Source organism: Collimonas sp. NPDC087041, from assembly GCF_044745265.1.
Lineage (GTDB): Bacteria > Pseudomonadota > Gammaproteobacteria > Burkholderiales > Burkholderiaceae_D > Collimonas.
In genome coordinates, this window is record NZ_JBIUZX010000002.1 from 399,527 (window position 1) to 415,541 (window position 16,015).

At 57.1% G+C, this 16,015-nt stretch carries 16 protein-coding genes; 10 read left to right on the forward strand and 6 right to left on the reverse strand.

Features of this window, described 5'->3' with window-relative positions:
• Positions 1 to 2 precede the first annotated feature (2 nt).
• The 3 genes from ACIPF8_RS04985 to ACIPF8_RS04995 all read right to left on the reverse strand — a co-directional run bounded on the left by ACIPF8_RS04985 (position 3) and on the right by ACIPF8_RS04995 (position 1,757).
• A complete protein-coding gene (locus ACIPF8_RS04985) occupies positions 3 to 308 on the reverse strand; it encodes a hypothetical protein (RefSeq protein WP_400418204.1) in 306 nt (101 codons plus the stop codon).
• A gap of 11 nt (positions 309 to 319) precedes the next feature.
• On the reverse strand, positions 320 to 904 hold the full coding sequence (locus ACIPF8_RS04990; protein ID WP_400417725.1) for an RNA polymerase sigma factor: 585 nt from the start codon (positions 902 to 904) through the stop codon (positions 320 to 322).
• Positions 905 to 1,058: 154 nt separating this feature from the next.
• A complete protein-coding gene (locus ACIPF8_RS04995) occupies positions 1,059 to 1,757 on the reverse strand; it encodes a dienelactone hydrolase family protein (protein WP_400417727.1) in 699 nt (232 codons plus the stop codon).
• Between the two features lie 311 nt (positions 1,758 to 2,068).
• Between ACIPF8_RS04995 and ACIPF8_RS05000 the strand changes: the two genes are divergently transcribed.
• Positions 2,069 to 4,633: a prolyl oligopeptidase family serine peptidase gene (locus tag ACIPF8_RS05000; protein WP_400417732.1), complete on the forward strand. Its 2,565-nt coding sequence runs from the start codon at positions 2,069 to 2,071 to the stop codon at positions 4,631 to 4,633.
• A gap of 322 nt (positions 4,634 to 4,955) precedes the next feature.
• On the opposite strand, the gene tal is transcribed toward ACIPF8_RS05000, so the two are convergent.
• From tal to ACIPF8_RS05015, 3 genes are read right to left on the reverse strand one after another with little or no spacing between them, the layout of a single operon-like run.
• A complete protein-coding gene (tal, locus tag ACIPF8_RS05005; protein WP_400417735.1) occupies positions 4,956 to 6,029 on the reverse strand; it encodes a transaldolase in 1,074 nt (357 codons plus the stop codon).
• Positions 6,026 to 6,352: a hypothetical protein gene (locus ACIPF8_RS05010; protein ID WP_400417738.1), complete on the reverse strand. Its 327-nt coding sequence runs from the start codon at positions 6,350 to 6,352 to the stop codon at positions 6,026 to 6,028. Before ACIPF8_RS05010 ends, tal begins: the two co-directional genes overlap by 4 nt.
• 10 nt (positions 6,353 to 6,362) lie before the next feature.
• Positions 6,363 to 6,665, reverse strand: a complete 303-nt coding sequence (locus ACIPF8_RS05015; RefSeq protein ID WP_400417740.1) for a hypothetical protein — start codon at positions 6,663 to 6,665, stop codon at positions 6,363 to 6,365.
• 418 nt (positions 6,666 to 7,083) lie between these two features.
• Here ACIPF8_RS05015 and ACIPF8_RS05020 point away from each other — a divergent pair, with 418 nt between their 5' ends.
• The 9 genes from ACIPF8_RS05020 to ACIPF8_RS05060 all read left to right on the forward strand — a co-directional run bounded on the left by ACIPF8_RS05020 (position 7,084) and on the right by ACIPF8_RS05060 (position 15,988).
• Positions 7,084 to 7,434 carry a BON domain-containing protein gene (locus tag ACIPF8_RS05020; protein WP_400417743.1) on the forward strand — a complete coding sequence of 117 codons (351 nt, stop codon included), beginning with the start codon at positions 7,084 to 7,086 and terminating at the stop codon, positions 7,432 to 7,434.
• A gap of 317 nt (positions 7,435 to 7,751) precedes the next feature.
• A complete protein-coding gene (locus ACIPF8_RS05025) occupies positions 7,752 to 7,964 on the forward strand; it encodes a hypothetical protein (RefSeq protein ID WP_400417746.1) in 213 nt (70 codons plus the stop codon).
• A gap of 147 nt (positions 7,965 to 8,111) precedes the next feature.
• Entirely contained in the window at positions 8,112 to 8,906 is a 795-nt protein-coding gene (locus ACIPF8_RS05030; RefSeq protein ID WP_400417749.1) for a PRC-barrel domain-containing protein, read from the forward strand.
• A gap of 76 nt (positions 8,907 to 8,982) precedes the next feature.
• Positions 8,983 to 10,383, forward strand: coding sequence for a glucose-6-phosphate dehydrogenase (zwf, locus tag ACIPF8_RS05035; RefSeq protein WP_400417752.1), 1,401 nt, complete (start codon positions 8,983 to 8,985; stop codon positions 10,381 to 10,383).
• Positions 10,367 to 11,032: an HAD family hydrolase gene (locus tag ACIPF8_RS05040; RefSeq protein ID WP_400417754.1), complete on the forward strand. Its 666-nt coding sequence runs from the start codon at positions 10,367 to 10,369 to the stop codon at positions 11,030 to 11,032. The genes zwf and ACIPF8_RS05040 overlap by 17 nt, the downstream gene beginning before the upstream one ends.
• 236 nt (positions 11,033 to 11,268) lie before the next feature.
• A complete protein-coding gene (locus ACIPF8_RS05045) occupies positions 11,269 to 11,883 on the forward strand; it encodes a sugar dehydrogenase complex small subunit (RefSeq protein ID WP_400417758.1) in 615 nt (204 codons plus the stop codon).
• Positions 11,884 to 11,886: 3 nt separating this feature from the next.
• Positions 11,887 to 13,539, forward strand: coding sequence for a GMC family oxidoreductase (locus ACIPF8_RS05050; RefSeq protein WP_400417760.1), 1,653 nt, complete (start codon positions 11,887 to 11,889; stop codon positions 13,537 to 13,539).
• A gap of 63 nt (positions 13,540 to 13,602) precedes the next feature.
• Positions 13,603 to 15,027, forward strand: a complete 1,425-nt coding sequence (locus ACIPF8_RS05055; protein ID WP_400417763.1) for a c-type cytochrome — start codon at positions 13,603 to 13,605, stop codon at positions 15,025 to 15,027.
• 166 nt (positions 15,028 to 15,193) lie between these two features.
• Complete coding sequence (locus ACIPF8_RS05060; RefSeq protein ID WP_400417766.1) at positions 15,194 to 15,988, forward strand: SDR family NAD(P)-dependent oxidoreductase; 795 nt, start codon at positions 15,194 to 15,196, stop codon at positions 15,986 to 15,988.
• The last annotated feature ends 27 nt before the right edge of the window (positions 15,989 to 16,015 follow it).

Sequence of the window (16,015 nt, forward strand, 5' to 3'; positions counted from 1 at the left end):
ATTTACTCCTCGCCGCGCCGGCGCGGGAATGAGCGGTTTTTACGGAACTGTTCGCGCTCTTCTTCCGTCATCGCCTGCCACTTTTGCCAATGCCGATGGCCATGCCATCCGCCGTGGCCGCGGAATCCGCCAAACAGGATGCGGCAAAGAACCAGCAAGCCGAGCGCGTGCCAATAATCAATCGGGCGGCTGCCGATGAACAGCCCCGGCATGACCAGATTCCAGAGCAGCATGACCGCCCCGCCCAACACACCTGCCGCCACCACAACGATCAGCAGTTTTCCCACAAACTTCGTTCTGAAATTCATTTTCAATTCCTTCATTCGATGTCAAATTCGTCGTATATCGCCTGCAAACGACCACGCAGATACAAGACCGCGTAGCGCTTGCGCGCCAGCAGAGTGTTGACGGCAACGCCGCTTTGCTCTGCCATTTCCTTGAAACTGAGCCCTTCGAGTTCGTGTGCGACAAAGACATCGCGCTGACTTTCCGGCAACTCATCCAGAGCCAGCTGCAACTCATCGAGCAATACCGACCTGGCATACACAGCCTCGGGGCCGGCATCGAGTGCAGGCAGCGCAAGGTCGAGTCGATACTCGTCATCCGCGCCATCGTGATCGTCCTCTGCCTCGCTGATCTGCAATTCCTTTTTCTTGCGAAAACGGTCAATGATGCGATTGCGCGCAACACGGAACAGCCAGGCGCTGGCTTGCTCAATCGGTGCGGGAAGGCGGCAGGCCTGGACGAATTCATAGAGGACATCCTGCAGGATGTCTTCCGCCTCAGCCTGATCACGCACGCGGCGCGAGATGAAATTCCCGAGCCTGGCACGCTCACGCACGACGGTCGCGGCGATATCCCTGTCTTGGTCGTTGATCGGATTCGGGCGGTTCGGCGGGCTCATACCATTGAAGACGATTCACAATGGAGAATATTGTGGCGGAATGAAAATATTCCTGTGCGCGGTGCCAGGAGCCTGAACCGCTAATGTGGGAAATGCATCGAAACCAAAGTTTGCGCCGGCAACGCAGCAGGGCCGCGCCGCCGGCAAACGTCTATTACAGATTGTCGCTCAGGAAAGTCAGTGAATTGCCGTGCGCTTCTGCCGCTGCACGCTGGTTATAGCTGGAGCGGTGCGAGCAATTGAAACCATGCTCAGCGCCCGGGTAGACGTGCACCTCGACATCTTCATTGTTTTCGAAACGCTCCGCGATGTTCTGCACGGCTTCCGGTGGAATATGGCTGTCGGCGCCGCCGAAATGCATCAGCAGCGGGACCTTGATCTCGTCGGCACGTTGCAGCTGGTTCTGGATGCCGCCACCGTAATAGGCGATCGCGGCGTCGACCAGGCCATTGGCCGCGGTGTTATATGCCAGCATGCCACCGAAGCAATAGCCGATCACGGCCAGCTTGCCGTCCAGTGCAGGTTGCGCCTTCAGTGCAGCCACGGTGAGTGCAATATCCGATTGCGCCTTGGCGACATCGGTAGCTTTCATCAACTCAACCGCGCGCGCCCAACCGGCGTCGTCATAACCCAACTCGATACGGCTGCCGCTGCGCCAGAACAAATCCGGCACCAGCACTACGTAGCCATCGGCCGCGTATTGCTCGGCGACCGAGCGGATGTGCTCGTTGACGCCGAAAATTTCCTGCAGCAGTACGATGCCCGGGCCCTTGCCGGTGTGCGGGATAGCGAGATAGGCGCCGAAGGTGCCGTCGGCGGCCTGGATGTCGATCCATTTGGTGGTAACGCTCATGATAAGTCCTCTCTGTGCGAGAAATAAATGTCGGTATGTGGGGGATTAGGTCAAATTTGCGGCAGCTGAAATTGTCGGCGCCATAGCTAGTCAATGCCCGTGTGGGATGCTACCAGATGCGGCGAAAGTCAGTTTGCCGGCTCGAAATTGCAGTTGCACCATTTCGTGACGTAGGCGGTCGCAATTCACAAATTCAGCAAAAAATTACGCAGAAAATGAGCCGTTTTGCAGTTTCAAATGGCAATATTCACGGAGTCGTTCATCACCCTGACATAACTCCTGTTGCAGACGAATCGAAACTGAGGAAACTGATGGCAATAAAATATTCCCTGGCCCGCGTTTGGGTCGCACTACTGGCAGCCGGTGTCGCTTCGACATCGTTCGCTGCACCGGCGGCTCCACCGTCACAACCCGCGGCCAGCCCAGCCTCGGGTTATAACCAGCCGCCCAAGGATATCCTGGACGTCATGCGCGCGCCGTCGCCGCCGGTTCCGGTTGTGAGTCCGACGCGGGAGAAGATGCTGTTGGTTTCCTGGCAAGACTACCCTTCGATTTCACGGGTGGCGACGCCTTTCCTGCGCCTGGCCGGGGTGCGTGTCGAACCAAGAAATCATAGCAAGCACGATACTCCGGGCGGTTACGGCATCACTCCTTGCGCCACCAGCTTTGAACTGGTGCGGATCGCCGACGGTGCACGCACCTCGATCGCGCTTCCTGCGGATGCCTGCCCGAACCGGCCGCTGTGGAGTGCGGACGGCAAACGGTTTGCCTTCGAAAATACCACCGCGGACTCGGTTGACCTGTGGATTGGCGATGCCGCCACCGGCGCTGTGCATCGTGTTCCAGGTGTGCATCTGAATCCGATGCTGGGAGATGAACTGCAATGGATGTCCGATCAGAAAACCCTGCTGGTCAAGCTGGTTCCCCAGCGCATGGGGCCACCACCTGCCGAGTCGAGCATCCCTGCCGGTCCGAGCATCCAGGAATCGGATGGCGGTAAAGGTCAGAGCAGCACCTACGAAAACCGCGACACGCTCAACAACAAGCATGACGAAGACTTGTTCGATTATTACGCCGCCGCGCAACTGGCGCTGGTTGATGCCAGCAGCATGGCGGTCACTCCAATCGGCGCCAGCGCACGTTATGAATCGCTGGCAACCGCGCCGGATGGACGGCATCTGCTGGTGACCTCGATTCGCAAGCCCTACTCTTACGTGACGACCGCCGATCGCTTTCCGCAGGAAGTGGAAGTCTGGGATCTGGCAACGCGCAAGAACATCGTCGTGCATCACATCGCCTCGCTGCCATTGGCCGATCGCGTGCCAATCGGCGGCGTAGAGCTCGGGCCGCGTGACTTTTCCTGGCGCGCGACCGAGCCGGCAACGCTGATCTGGGCCGAAGCCCTCGACGGCGGCGACTGGAAAACCAAAGTACCGGCGCGCGACAAGCTGATGCTGCTGAAGGCGCCATTCAATACAGCTCCGCAGGAAATCACGCGAACTGAACAACGCTATGCAGGTCTTTCCTGGAGCGAACAAGCCAGTCTCGCATTACTGACGGAATATGATCGCAACCGGCACTGGCGGCGCAGCTTCCTGATCAATGTCGACGATCCGCAGCCACAACCGCGCCTGCTGTGGGATCTCTCGACCGACGAGAAATATGCAAATCCCGGCGTTCCGGTGAAACGTCAGTTGCCGAACGGCTTCTGGGTGCTGCGCCAGGATGGCGATGCCATTTTCCTCAGCGGCGCCGGCGCCTCGCCTGCCGGTGATCGCCCGTTCCTGGACCGGCTCGATCTGAAAACATTGAAATCGGAGCGGCTGTTCCGCAGCGACAAGACATCCTACGAGCAATTCGTGGGCTTTACCGGCAGCGACTCGCGCGCGTTCCTGACCTGGCGTCAATCGGCGAACGATCCACCGAATGCATTCATCCGCACGCTTGGCGCTCCAGTCGAGGCAGCGGCTGGCGAAGCGATATTCGCTTCGAGCAGCAGCGCCGTTACTCACATTGCGGATCCGACGCCGGTAGTGCGCGAAATCAAGAAGCGGCTGGTCAAATACAAACGTGAGGATGGTCTCGACTTGTCCTTTACGCTGTACACACCGCCGGGCTACAAGGAAGGAACGCGCGTGCCGACTATCCTGTATGCCTATCCGCTCGATTACGCCGATGCGTCCAAGGCCGGCCAGACCACCGGCTCGCAAGAGACCTTCACGCGCTTGCGCCAATATCGCTTGTTGCTGCTGGCCGGTTACGCGATCATCGACAACGCCGCATTCCCGATCGTTGGCGATCCCAAGAAAGCCTATGACACGTATATGGAGCAGTTGGTCGCCGATGCCAAGGCAGCGGTTGATGAGGCAGTGCGGCTGGGTGTCGCCGATCCTGAACGCATCGGCGTCACCGGGCATAGCCATGGCGCACTGATGACAGCCAACCTGCTGGCACATTCCGATCTGTTCCGGGCCGGCGTCGCCACCAGCGGCTCCTACAACAAGACGCTCACGCCATTCGGCTTCCAGAATGAGCAACGGTCAGTGTGGGAAGCACAGGATGTTTATCTGAAGGTATCGCCGTTTTTCTACGCCGACAAGATGAAGACGCCGATCCTCATCGTGCACGGCGCCGACGATGCCAATCCCGGCACCACGCCGCTGCAAGCCAGCAAGCTGTACGAAGCGATCCGCGGCAACGGCGGCACCACGCGCCTGGTGATGCTGCCACATGAGCCGCATTGGTATGCGGCGATGGAGTCGAACGAACAGCTGGTTTATGAAATGCTGCGCTGGTTCGATCGCTATGTAAAGGATGCGCCGCCGCGTACTCAGGCATCGACATCGACATCGACATCAGAAACCTTGCCACATTAAACAGACAGAGTCATCTGGGGTCGGAGTTTTTTTTCGCGGCTCTTTGCGAAAATTACTCTGCCCCCACATGACGGATTCGGAGAAAGGTAGGGCGCACTCCTGAATTTTTTAAACGATAAGGCATGTACTCCGTAGCCCGCTAAGTGGGGTCAGAGTGAAGTTTCTGCAAAAAGCACGCAGAAAGTTCACTCTGACCCCAGTTAGCTGCCTATATTGAGCGCGACGAATTAAGTACAACCAATAAAGTACGACGAAAACCAGCTTACGATGCTGTCGTGCTTCATGCAATTTTCAATAGATGGATGCAGAACACCGATCAGCATTATTTGCTGCGGCTCTTCTCTGCAATCGCCGCCAGCAGTTCTGACCACGACTCCCTGAACGATTCCGCGCCCTCAGCTTGAAGCTGATCGGCGAGAGCCAGCACATCCACACCGGCTTCCGCAAATTCATCCAGCAAGGTTTCCGCATTGCCGCCATCTTCCTGCATCACGCCATGCAATTCTCCGTGCTGCGCGAACGCCAGCAAGGTTTTCTCGGGCATGGTGTTGATCGTATGCGGCGCGGCAAGCGCTTCGATGTAATAGGTATCCGATATCTTCGGGTCTTTGGTGCCGGTGCTAGCCCATAGCAAGCGCTGAGGCAGGGCTCCGGAGCGCTGCAGTTTCTGCGCTTCGTCAGATGCAAGACGCTCACGGTAAGTACGGTAAATCTGCAGGGAGACAGCCACTCCCAGGCGATTATTCAAGGCCTCCGGGACTTTTCCTGCCACGGCTTTATCCCAACGGCTGACAAAGATCGACGCCACCGAACTGACCTTGGGATCGAGGTCCGCCGCGATCCTTCGCTGAATGCCGCGCGAGTACGCGTCAGCCGCGGCGACATACTGTCCGCGCGAAAACAGCAAAGTGACATTGACCGGGACGCCGGCGAGGATTGCCTCTTCAATAGCTGGAATGCCGGCCGCAGTACCGGGAATCTTGATGAATAGATTAGGACATTGCGCCAGGGCGTGCAAACGCTTGGCTTCCGCGATGGTGCCCGCGGTATCGTCGGCCAGCAGGGGCGACACTTCCAGCGAAACCCAGCCATCGATACCGTCGCTGGCCTCATAGGCCGGACGAAAAAGCGCTGCCGCCTGTTTCAGGTCTTCGATGGCCAGCTCAAAGAACAGCGCCTCGCCGGCTTTACCCTGGCTCACCTTTTCCTGAATAGCCTGGTCATAGGCGTCCGTTTTACCGATGGCCTGGTTGAAGATGGTTGGATTCGACGTCAATCCGGTAATCGAGAAATCTTTGCAGTAGCGCTGCAGCGTACCACTGCTTAATAACTCACGGGTGATGTTGTCCAGCCACAGGCTCTGACCGAAAGCCTGCAATTGTGTCGATGCATTCATGACGTTTCGCCGCGCGCTCTGCGCAAACCTGCCGCTTGCCGTTCCGCTCCGGCAGCTGGCTTCGGAAGGCTCTGAGCATCGTTGTCTATGACGGATGCCGGTACGTAAGCACTGTTAGCCGCATTCAGGCCTTTGATTTTTTTCAGAATTTTCGCCGGAGCATAACTTGAAAACTGGACCACATAACCACACAACACGCCGTCCTCATCGAAATCACCAATGATTTCGTGGGAGACACTCTCCAATTCGTCGATACTGATACACAAAGCGCTCGCAAGTCTTTCTGTTCTGGACTGTGCGCTTCCAAAATTCTTCTTATCCATGATGCTCCTTTCAAGATCGAGTCATCCTTTTCCCGTCGGCCAGCTCCGCCTGCAGTACCTGATGCAGCACTAGCGGGCGCTGCAGTGATGAGGGGTGTTGCGGCCTCTGCCTGTCGGCGACGCTTTCCACGCCGTCAATGGCAATTGCTTCGAGCAGAAACAGGACATTACGATGGTAATCAACGCGCATCTCCGCTTCCAATAACTGCCGCTCCGCTTGAAATAATGAAAGACGTGTATCGCGCAATTCATTCCCGGCCAGTTTCTCTGGCGTTAAGGCATATCTTTCTGCCAATCGACTAAGCCATCCCATGTCATTGTCCCTTTGCGAGAAGACGATTTGATATCTGTAGTTCCAGAGGTACGACTGTTATTGATACGCAATGACAGTGAGTACGATCAACATCACCAAGGGAACACCCAGAATCCAGCTCAGCACATACTTTTCCATGGTTATTCTCTTTTATAGATATATTGATATCGGGCGAGCGAGGCATAGCGAAACGAGGACAACGAAGAGGAGTGTTGAACGGCCCGCCCGATGTCTCACGTTATAGAGCTTATTTCCTCGCGCATCCGTGCGTTGTCCCACATTGCGGCAACTTCTTTGATTGTCCAATCCGCAGAAAGATGGATTGATTTCTTGTTATGTTCGATAGCGTACGGAAATATTTCATGCGAATGGTCAGGATTCAATCCAAGAATCGAATTTTCCTCATAGTGGAAAAAACATGGCCACGCTCCCCTGTCGTTTTTCCTATCCAGCGGCAATCATCATGTGCACGCTATTGGCGCCCCTGTTCGGCTGCAACGATGCCGAAAGCATCAATACGCTTCCGCAATTCGCCATGAACAGTGTCGCTACGCCTAATTCGGCTCTCACCAAGAAAATCAAAGCCGCCTTGATTTCACATGGCGATATCGACAATTTCGACATAAAAATCAATATTCAAGAAAACCAGGTTGTGCTGAGCGGCTTCGCCGACAGCCAAGCGCAGGTTGATCGGAACTTAACGGTAGTGAGAAGCGTGGATGGCGTTACCCGGGTCATCAATCATATTAGTGTCAGGAAATTCACTTAGTTGTCGCGATGTGGCCAGGGCCTGTTGCGGCTAAAGAAAGAATACAAATTTCCGACACATGAAGCGCCGCCATCCTGATCAAATCGTCCGTCTATGTTCGCTGCCGCACGGATGTATTCCACCCAGAAGTGCATAGTTTCAGGCGTAGACGGTCTACAAGGTTACCCAGGCATGGTGTAGCTCCGGCACATTTAAATAGCCCTGCAACCTTCTTTTCCTGGCATTTGAACAAAATCGAAGTGGACGCAAGTCCATTTATCTTTCACTTTCCGGCGCTAATGATTTTTTGCATGCCGCCATCAACTAAAGGAAACACCATGTTAATCCGACACGCATTCATCGTTACCATCATTGCTGCAGCAGCCCTGGCCGGATGTAAAAAGGCCGATCAAGCTCCGGCGCCGGCAGTGGATAATTCACCAGCAACAACCGCGCCGCAAACAACGTCACCAATGGCGCCGGCCACGCCAGACAGCTCGCCGACAACCCCAGCGCAACCGGGATCCGGATCAGCCAGCACCGGCAGCTAACAGACAAGCAAAAGCCAACGGGTGGCTGGCATTGCATATTTCGCGACAGCCCCCGTGCGGTTGGCGAGTTGCATATCGCCAGATAGAAAGCCATTCGCGGATATTGACGAAGTGACTTCTTGATATTTTCACGAAAGAGAGCGATCTATGCTGCGCAATATAAAGGATCTAAAGGGCTACGCGATCCAGGCCACCGACGGCGCCATCGGCCACGTCAGCGATTTTTTCTTCGACGATGAAACCTGGGTGGTCCGGTATCTGGTCGTCGATACCGGAAACTGGCTCATGCACAGAAAGGTATTGATCTCACCTTTGGCATTTGGCCAGCCCAATTGGACCGACAAGGAACTACCGATTTCGCTCACGAAAGAGCAGGTAAAAAACAGTCCCGATATCGACACAGAAATGCCGGTTTCGCGACAGCATGAAATACGTCACCTCAGTTACTACGGCTATCCCTACTATTGGGGAGAAGGTGGCATATGGGGCGAAGGAACGACTCCAGGCATGATGATGACCGGCTACGGCGGCTTCGTTACAACCTCGCATACCGAAAATGAAGAGGCACAACGCGAAGAAGCGTTGCGCCAGGATGGCGATTCCCATCTGCGCAGCTACAATGCTGTCATGGATTATCACATCCAGGCAACAGATGGCGGCATTGGTCACATTCAGAGCCTGCTTGTCGATCAGGACACCTGGGCGATTCACTACTTCGTCGTTGAAACCAGTAACTGGTGGCTTGGCCACCAAGTGCTTATCCCAGCAGAATGGATTGACGATATCAATTGGGCCGAATCCATAATCTCGGTCGATTTGACGCGGCAGGCTGTGAAAGATGCTCCGCCCTATGACGCAGAGGTAGAACTGGACCGCGATCAGGAATCTGAAATTCACGAGCACTATGGCCGTATCGGCTATTGGGCAGGCGACCGAGGTTGAACCGCAGCCGGTAGCGATTATCATATCGACACCGGCTTGATCCGCATCGGAACACGGCCAAACATGGGTGACAAGCATGCCTGAAGCAAAATCAGATGCATTCGTTTTTTTTGGCGCTACCGGCGACCTGGCTTACAAACAGATATTCCCGGCGCTGCAGGCCATGATGCGGCGCGGGCATCTGGACATGCCGCTGATCGGTATCGGCAGATCGGCATGGACTGTCGATCAATTCATCGCCCGTGCGCGCGACAGCATAGAAAAGCATGGCGTTGTGGATGAAGACGCGTTCCAGAAGCTGGCGTCCCGCCTGCAATACATCAGCGGCGACATAGCAGATGCCGACACCTACCGGCAACTACGCAGCACATTGGGAAAGGCGCAGCACCCGCTGCACTACCTCGCCATACCGCCGGACATGTTCGAGGCAGTTGTTGGCCATTTGTCCACCTCCGGCTGCGCAGAGAATGCGCGCGTGATCATCGAAAAACCGTTTGGCCGCGACCTGGCCTCGGCACAAGCTCTCAATCGCGTACTGGAGCAATCATTCCCGGCGAACGCAATCTTCCGCATCGATCATTACCTGGGCAAGGAAGCCATCCAGAATCTTCTTTACTTCCGCTTTGCGAATGCCTTCCTGACACCGATCTGGAATCGCGACCATATCGCAAATATCCAGATCACGATGGCAGAATCATTTGGCGTCCAGGGGCGCGGCAGTTTTTATGACGACGTTGGCGCGATCCGCGACGTCGTGCAAAATCATATGCTGCAGGTGGTATCGCTGCTTGCCACCGATCCGCCGCTGGACAAGCATCCCGACGCCATGCGCGATGCAAAGCTGCAGCTATTCGATGCCATGCAGCCGATTGCTCCCGATGACGTAGTGCGCGGCCAGTTCGACGGCTATCTCAGGGAACCCGGCGTTGCGCCGAACTCCTCCATCGAAACTTTTGTCGCCCTGCGCCTGCGCATTGAAAATGCACGTTGGGCCGGCGTTCCCTTTTATATCCGCGCCGGCAAGCAGTTACCGGTGACCGCCACCGAGGTGATGGTAAAACTCAAATCTCCGGTGAATGCAATCTTCGATAACGCGACATCAGCACAGGAAAATTACTTCCGCTTTCAACTCAGTCCCGATGTCCTTATCTCTCTCGGTGCGCGCTGCAAGACGCCGGGTGAAGAGATGGCAGGCGAAATGGTGGAACTGGTCGCGCACCGGCATTCCGCCGATGAAATGATGCCTTACGAGCGTTTGCTTGGCGACGCAATCCTCGGTGATGCAGCGCTGTTTGCCCGTTATGACAGCATCGAAGCAGCCTGGCGCACCGTGACGCCGATTCTTGGCAATACCGTTCCACTGCAGACTTACGACCCGCAAAGCTGGGGGCCGAACGCAGCCACGCAGATGCTCGCCGCCGACGGCGGCTGGCATGATCCGGGCGCGATGGAGAGTGAAGATGGCCATGCCGGATGAGGTGATTTTTTTACTCGACGTTGACAACACCTTGCTCGACAACGATCTCTTCCAGAAAAATCTGCTGACGCATCTGGAGCGCGAATTCGGTGCACAGAGCCGGATCCGATACAGCGCCATCCTGGAAGAAATACGTGCGGAGCTGGGGTATGTCGACTATCTCGGCGCGATGCAACGCTATCGGCTTGCCAACCTGGATGATCCGCGCCTGTTCGCCATGTCGGCGTATCTGATCGACTATCCGTTTGCTGATCTGCTCTATCCAGGTGCAGACGAAACGATTGCCCATCTCGGCCGCAGCGGCCGCACGGTCATTCTGTCGGACGGCGATGCAATTTTTCAACCGCGAAAAATTCAGCGTTCCGGCCTTGCTCAAATGGTAGCGGATCGCGTACTCATCTACGTCCACAAAGAACAGATGCTCGACGATGTCGCGCGACATTATCCGGCGCAACGCTACGTCATGGTGGATGACAAATTGCGCGTTCTGGACGCCATGAAGGCCATCTGGGGCGACCGGCTGACAACGGTCTTTGTTCGACAAGGTCACTACGCATTTGATCCGGATAGCATTGCCAGATACCAGCCGGCCGACATCAGCGTTGCGCACATCGGCGATCTGGCTGGCCACGATTTCTTCGCCGCTTGATTTCTCTACGAAAAAAAATCACCCGCACTTTATTCGGCGCACGCCAAGAATTCCATACATATATAGGCGAATTGATACAGTACCGCTTTGCAATATCGGTTGGCGCGATCAGAAATTTTTGGCCGCCAGTACAAATTTCTTGCCCGTAGTATGATTGCGTTTTCGATACCCATTTGTCAGATAGGAATTCGAAGATGCTCAAACGTCAAACGTCAATCAGATCGGAGCCTTAGATCATGCCATCTTCGGATCCCGATCCACAAGATCAACCACCCGTCATTCCCAATTCTTCCCATGGGGTTTCGCGCCGCACGATGCTGATCGGCATCGCTGCCATGATCGCCGAAATTGGCCTTTTGTCAGGCTCTTCGTCGATCCAGGCGCAAACCGCGGCGGCAGGCAATGCCGTCAATTCTGTACCGAACACAACAGCGTTCCTGGCACTGTCGCAAGCCCTCACCGGCCATGCCGATCTGAATCCGGAAACCGCGACGCGCATCGCTGCTGCAATGCGTGACACTTATCCCGATTTTTCTTCTCATGCAGACAAGCTGACCGCCTTGGTGCAGGCCGGACAACCGGCGAGCGCCTTGCTGGCGGCTGCCAGCAGCGATCCGGCGCTGCACGATACGGCCTTGGCCATCGTTGCCGCCTGGTACACAGGTACTATCGGCAAAGGTCAGAAAGCCATAGTCGTATCGTATGCGGACGCATTGATGTACCAGCCGGTGCGGGACGCGTTGCCTGTCCCTACCTATTGCTCGTTCGGCCCGTTGTGGTGGACCGGGCAACCGCCATCACCTGACGCAAATCCTTCAGCCTCCGCCGCATTTGCGACACCAACTGCCTGAACCATGAAAACTCCTTCTTTCGAATCCAACGGCGATGCCACTGCAGATGTGGTCATCGTCGGCTCCGGCGTGGTCGGCGCCATGATTGCCGACCAGCTCGTCAGCCTCGGCCATTCGGTCCTCATCCTGGAAGCGGGGCTGCGCATCGAGCGCGGGCAAGCCGTCGAGAACTGGCGCAACATGCCGTTCCAGAATCGGCTCGGCTCCGACTATCAAGGCCTGTATCCGCAATCGCCGATGGCGCCGGCTCCATTGTATTTTCCGGCAAATAATTACGTCGGCCTGAGCGGCCCCAACGGCAGCAGTTTCCAGCAAGGATATCTGCGCACGGTTGGCGGCACTACCTGGCACTGGGCAGCGTCATGCTGGCGCCACTTGCCGGTCGACATGCGCATGAAGTCGGCGTATGGCGTCGGCCGCGACTGGCCGATTTCGTATGAAGAACTGGAACCGTATTACTGCCGCGCGGAAGAAGAGATGGGCGTGGCCGGACCGAACGATCCAGCGATGCAATCGCCGTCCGAGCGCAGCAAACCCTATCCTATGGACATGGTGCCGTGGGCCTACGGCGACAAACGCTTTGCGGAAATCGTCAACGCACACGGCTATCGTTCGGTGCCGATCCCGCAGGGGCGCAGCACCCGGCCATGGCAAGGGCGTCCGACCTGTTGCGGCAACAACAATTGCCAGCCGATCTGTCCGATTGGCGCGATGTACAACGGCATTCATCATGTGCAGCGCGCAGAGCAAAAGGGCGCGAAGGTGCTGGCCGAATCGGTGGTATATAAAATCGATACCGACGAAAACAACCGCATCACCGCCGTGCATTGGTACGACTCAGCCAAACGCTCGCATAAAGCCACCGGCAGTGCATTCGTGTTGGCCTGCAACAGCCTGGAAACGCCGCGCTTGCTGCTGCTGGCGGCGAACGAACGCAATCCGAACGGCATTGCCAACTCATCCGATCAGGTCGGCCGCAACATGATGGATCACTCCGGATTCCATTGCACCTTCCTCGCCAGTGAACCGATCTGGCTTGGGCGCGGACCGGCGCAAAGCAGCTGCCTGGTGGGGCCGCGCGACGGCGCGTTCCGCTCCGAATATTCGGCCAACAAGATGATCCTGAATAATATTTCGCGCGTCGGCCCGGCTACCGACCAAGCCCTGAAAATGGGACTGGTCGGCAAGGAACTGGACGATGAAATCCGCCGTCGCGCTGCCTACGGCGTGGATCTCTCGATCAGCCTGGAGCCGTTGCCCGATCCGAACAATCGCCTGTCATTGAGCAAGACGCGGCGCGATCCGCTGGGCCTGGCCTGTCCCGACATTCATTACGACGTCGGCGACTACGTACGGCGCGGCGCCGAGGCCGCGCACAAACAGCTCGAACATATCGGTCAATTGTTCAAGGCGACCGAATTCAATATCACCACCAGCCTCAACGCCAACAACCACATCATGGGCGGCACCATCATGGGTTCCGATCCCAAGGATTCGGTAGTTGACAGCAATTGCCGCGCGTACGACCACGCCAACTTGTGGTTGCCAGGCGGCGGTGCGATTCCGTCCGCGAGCGTGGTCAACAGCACGCTGTCGATGGCGGCGCTGGGCCTGAAGGCGGCCGACGCGATCGCCAAAACCCTGGCCAAGGCTTGAACCATGGGCTATCAACAGACACGAAGCCAGCCCACAGCCAGATCGTCTATGGCGATTCCGGCATTGAACAAATACAGAGCGGCATTGCTTGGTTCATTGTTCCTCGTCACCGCTACCTTGTTCTGCGCACCGCATGCGCAAGGCCAACCGGCAAAGGACCAGGCCGCACTGGTTGAGCAAGGTCGCTATCTGGCAGTGGCCGCCGATTGCATGGCCTGCCATACGGTGCCCAAGGATGGCCAGCCATTCGCCGGCGGTTATGGCATCGACTCGCCGCTGGGGCGCATCTATTCCACCAATATCACGCCCTCCAAGAGCGCCGGCATCGGCAACTATAGCGAGCAGCAATTCTCCCGCGCACTACGGGAAGGCGTGCGCGCCGACGGCGCCCGGCTTTACCCGGCAATGCCCTACACCTCCTACACGCTGCTCAGCGACGACGACGTGCACGCGTTGTATACCTATTTCATGGTGGGCGTGAAACCTGTCGACACGGTTGCCCCGCAAACTGCGCTGCCGTTCCCGTTCAGTGTGCGGGCGTCGATGATGGCCTGGAACATGCTGTTCCTCGATAACAAACGTTTCGCTCCTGTCAGCGACCAGCAACAGATCAACCGCGGCGCCTATCTGACCAATGCACTGGCGCATTGCAGCGCCTGCCATACACCGCGCAATGCACTGATGGCCGAAGACAGCAGCAAGGCATTTGGCGGCGCGCCGCTGGGCTCGTGGTATGCGCCCAACATCACGTCCGATCCGGTCAGCGGCATCGGCGGCTGGAGCGATCAGGAGCTGGCGCAGTATCTGCAAACGGGACATGTGCGCGGCAAAAACCAGGCGGCAGGCGGCATGGCCGAAGCGGTGCAGAATAGCCTGCAATTCTTATCCAAGGAAGATACCGCGGCGATCGTCGCATATCTGAAAACGACCAAGCCGATACGCGATGCTGCCGATGTAAAGCCGGCCCATGAATACGGCCAGCCAAAAAGCCTCGAAGCATCAATGCGCGGCGCTGTCGGTCCGAATGAAACCCATAGCCTCAACAGCGGCGCGGTTTTATACAGCGCGTATTGCGCAAGCTGCCATCAGGCGAATGGTGGCGGCAGTGGAAATCAGGCCTACCCATCGCTGTTTCACAATACCGCGACCGGCTCGGCGAATCGCGCCAACCTGATCTCCACCATCCTGTACGGAGTGGAGCGCAAGGTCGGCGATCAAGAGGTATTGATGCCGCGCTTCGACGGCCAGTCCTATGTCAATCCACTGACCGACGAACAGATCGCTGCGATTTCCAACCACGTGCTGCAACAGTACGGCAGTCCAGGAGCGCAGGTCACGGCACAGGACGTCGCCGTCGCCCGCGATGGCGGCCCGAAACCGCTGCTGGCGCGGATGCAACCTTATATTGTTCCGCTGATTTGCCTGGTTGCCGCACTCATTCTTCTGGGTCTTTTAGGGCTGTTTATCAAGCGTCGACGCAGCAGATAGACGGGTGGCCGCAAGGCCACCCGGCAGTCATCCATTTTTGTCCAGGGCGCAAGCTGTTGCATCTCGTTGATCTTCAGGATGATTGCGACCAGCCTGCTCCAAATGCAACAAAGCAGCGATATCCGACGCGGCAATCCTGCCGATCGACCTTTAAAGGAAGAGTTTGATGAAAATCGACCTGAGCAACAAACTTGCAATCGTCAGCGGCTCGACCGCCGGCATCGGCCTGGCGATTGCCCGCGGACTGGCGCAGGCCGGCGCGGAAGTGGTGGTCAACGGCCGCACCCAGGCGCGCGTGGATGAGGCGCTGGCGTCGATCCGCGCCGAATTTCCTGGGGTGCGGCTGCGCGGTTTTGCGGCTGACCTTGGCACTGTCGAAGGCGTGGCGCAACTGACTGCCGCGATTCCTGCAGCAGATATCCTGGTCAACAACCTGGGGATTTTCGAGGCCAAGGGTTTCTTCGATATCAGCGACGACGAATGGCGACGCTTCTTCGACGTCAATGTCATGAGCGCGGTGCGCCTGTCGCGTCATTACGCGCCGAAGATGGTGGAGCACGGTTGGGGCCGGGTGCTGTTTTTATCTAGCGAATCCGGTTTGCAGATTCCGGTCGAGATGGTTCACTACGGCATGACCAAGACCGCGTTGCTGGCCGTCTCGCGCGGCTTGGCTGAAACCCTGGCCGGCACCGGGGTGACAGTCAATGCTGTGCTGCCGGGACCAACCCGCTCCGAAGGCGTCAGCGATTTCTTTAGCGGGCTGGCGCAACAGCAAGGTGTATCGGTTGAGCAATTGGAAAACGACTTCGTCGCGCAGCACCGCCCAAGCTCGCTGATCAAGCGCCTGGCGACGGTAGAAGAAGTGGCCAACATGGTGGTCTACCTGGCTTCGCAGCAGGCATCGGCCACCACTGGCGCCTCAGTGCGCGTAGACGGCGGCGTGGTGCGCTCGATCGCCTGATATAGAAGATTTCGGGAGAGCCGGTCC